Annotated in this window: 3 protein-coding genes and 1 pseudogene; all 4 read right to left on the bottom strand. The window is 70.7% G+C overall.

Annotated features, from left to right (window positions below; genetic code table 11):
* On the bottom strand, positions 1-223 hold a 223-nt coding region (locus tag DEIPI_RS0117565), incomplete at its 3' end, for a P1 family peptidase (RefSeq protein ID WP_027482618.1).
* Positions 220-867, bottom strand: a complete 648-nt coding sequence (folE, locus tag DEIPI_RS0117560; RefSeq protein ID WP_027482617.1) for a GTP cyclohydrolase I FolE — start codon at positions 865-867, stop codon at positions 220-222. The genes folE and DEIPI_RS0117565, both read right to left, overlap by 4 nt.
* Before the next feature lie 213 nt (positions 868-1080).
* Positions 1081-2295 carry an adenylosuccinate synthase gene (locus DEIPI_RS0117555; RefSeq protein WP_027482616.1) on the bottom strand — a complete coding sequence of 405 codons (1215 nt, stop codon included), beginning with the start codon at positions 2293-2295 and terminating at the stop codon, positions 1081-1083.
* 159 nt (positions 2296-2454) lie between these two features.
* Positions 2455-2721: pseudogene (locus tag DEIPI_RS40240) on the bottom strand (E3 binding domain-containing protein); the annotation flags it as partial.

The following is a 2721-nucleotide window of genomic DNA, read 5'->3' as shown; positions in this document are numbered from 1 at the left end:
CGCTGCCGCCCGTCAGGAGCAGCGCGTGCACGCGCTCCACCCGCTTCTCGGGCGCGAGCAGCACCCCCTCGCGCGTGCCGGGCGAGGGCCCCAGGAACGACGCGGACGCCACGGCCCCGCCCGGCGGGCACAGGATCACGGTGCAGCCCGTGAGTCCCACGGGGTCCGTCCAGTGCCCCACGCGGAAGCCCGGGATGGCGGTGAGGGTGCGGTTGACGGTCACATCGTGACGGAGCGCTGCCGGATGGCGGTCATGAACTCCGCGCGGGTGCGCGGGTCGTCGCGGAACACGCCGCGCATGGCGCTCGTGGTGGTGCTGGAGTGCTGCTTCTCCACGCCGCGCATCGCCATGCAGAGGTGCACGCCCTCCAGGACGACGGCCACGCCCCTGGGCTCCAGGAGTTCCTGCACGGCCTCCGCGATCTGGGTGGTGATGCGCTCCTGCACCTGCAGGCGGCGCGCGAACATGTCAGTGACGCGCGCGAACTTCGAGAGGCCGAGGATCTTCCCGTCCGGGATGTAGCCGATGTGCGCCCGCCCGAAGAAGGGCAGCATGTGGTGCTCGCACATGGAGTAGAACTCGATGTCCTTCACGATGACCATCTCGGAGCCCTCGGCCGCGAAGACGGCGTCGTTGGCGACCTCGCGCAGGTCGAGGCGGTAGCCGCGCGTGATGAACTGCCAGGCCTTCTCGACGCGCTGGGGCGTCTTGAGCAGGCCCTCGCGGTCGGGGTCCTCGCCGATCGCTTCGAGCCAGCGGTGGGTGAGGTCGGCGAGCCCCTCGGTGCGGATGTGGGATTCGGGCAGCGTGTCGCTGTCCTGGAGTCGTTCGAGTTCGTCCACTTCGATGTTTCCTGTGAGGGTCATGGGGTTCTCCTGGGGCGACGGGGGGATTGTCGGGATGCCCGCCAGTCTAGGCGCGCCCCAGGAGGGGGGACTGTCACCGTTCCGCCAATGAAGCGCTGGGCGGGTCGGCGCGGGAAGCGGGCGGCGACCGATTCGCCGTCCACGCCACGATCTCATTTCAACCCGGAGGCGGCGGTCACAGCGTCCCGCCGCCCCTGAGCAAACCTTGAGTTCTCAGTTCCAGCTGACCTCGCCGTACGTCTTCTCGCGCTCCGGACCGCAGGAGAAGATCACCACGGGGCAGTTCGTCTGCTCCTCGATGAGGTCGAGGTACGCCTGCGCCTCCTTCGGGAGCGTCGCGCGGGACGTGACGCCCTCCGTGGAAGCCCAGCCCTTCATCTCGCGGTAGACGGGCAGGCCGTGCTCGTCGTGACGGACGCAGACGGGCACCGTCTCCAGGCCCGCGAGGACGTCCATCTTGTTGATGACGAGCCCGTCGAGGCCGTTGACGTCCACGGCGTAGCGCAGCAGCTCCAGGTCGAGCCATCCGACGCGGCGCGCGCGGCCCGTGGTGGTGCCGTACTCGTCCCAGGGCTGGCTGCCGTCGCCGCGCAGCCGCAGTTCCATCTCGCCGGACACCTCCGTCGGGAAGGGCCCGTGGCCGACGCGGGTGTTGAAGGCCTTCGCGACGCCGTACGCCTTCGAGATGGCCTTGTGGTTGACGCCCGCCCCGACGAGGATGCCGCCGACGCTGGGGTGGCTGGACGTCACGAAGGGGTAGGTGCCGTAGTTGAGGTCGAGCAGGGTGGCCTGCGCGCCCTCGAACAGGACGTTGCGGCCCTCGCCCAGCGCGCGACGCAGCTGCGAGCCCGTGTCCGCGACGAAGGGCAGCATGAGGGCGCGGATCTCCGCGAGGCTCTCCATGGCGGTGCGCGCGTCGGTCCAGCCGACCTCGCGGGTGCTGTTGGGCTTGGCCTCGATGAGGCGTTCGAGCCGTTCGAGCAGCACGGCGTCGTCCACGAGGTCGCCGAAGCGCAGCCCGACGCGGCGCGCGCGGTCCGCGTAGGCGGGGCCGATGCCGCGTCCCGTGGTGCCGACGAAGTCCTTGCGGCCGTCCACGTGCTTGTGGTGCGGCAGCACGAGGTGCGCGCGGTCGCTGACGCGCAGGTCCGGCGTGAGGCCCGCCTCGAGCAGGCTCGCGCGTTCCTCCACGAACTTCCAAGGGTCGATGACCATGCCGTCCCCGAGGACGCTGACGACGCCCTCGTGCAGCACGCCCGACGGCAGCAGGTTGAGCTTGAAGGTCCGTCCGCGCGCGTTGACGGTATGACCGGCGTTGGCGCCGCCCTGGTACCTCACCACGTAGTCCGCGGCGGGCGCGAGGAAGTCCGTGATCTTCCCCTTGCCCTCGTCGCCCCACTGGGCGCCCACAATCGCGATTCCCGGCATGTCGTCCTTCCCTCCCGGCGTGACCACCCGTCACGCTCACTCTGGTGGAGTCTCGCCGCGCCCGCGCCGCCTCACGGCAAAAAAAAGCACGGTGCGTGGCACCGTGCCTCAGTGTACCAGGGGTTTCGGGAAGCGGGACGCGGGGCGTCCTCGCGGGCTTCAGATCATCAGGCGGATGGGCGTTTCGAGGAGTTCCGCGACGCCCTGCAGGAAGGCCGCGCCCGCGCGGACCGACACGTCGCCGGTCAGCGTGAGGGTCGCCTGGCCCTCGCGGACACGTCCGAGCGCGAGGGTCACGCCGGAGCCCGGGAGGTGCAGTTCGTCGAGGCCGAGTTCGCCCGCGTCGATGACCATGAGGTCCGCGCCCGCGGCGGGGGCGGCCGCCGTGAGGTCCGCGACGGCGTCACGGAAGTCGCCGGAGAGGCG

It is taken from the genome of Deinococcus pimensis DSM 21231 (genome assembly GCF_000519345.1).
Taxonomy (GTDB): domain Bacteria; phylum Deinococcota; class Deinococci; order Deinococcales; family Deinococcaceae; genus Deinococcus_A; species Deinococcus_A pimensis.
Note: the sequence above shows the minus strand (reverse complement) of the source record. Positions and strands in the feature narration are given on the sequence as shown.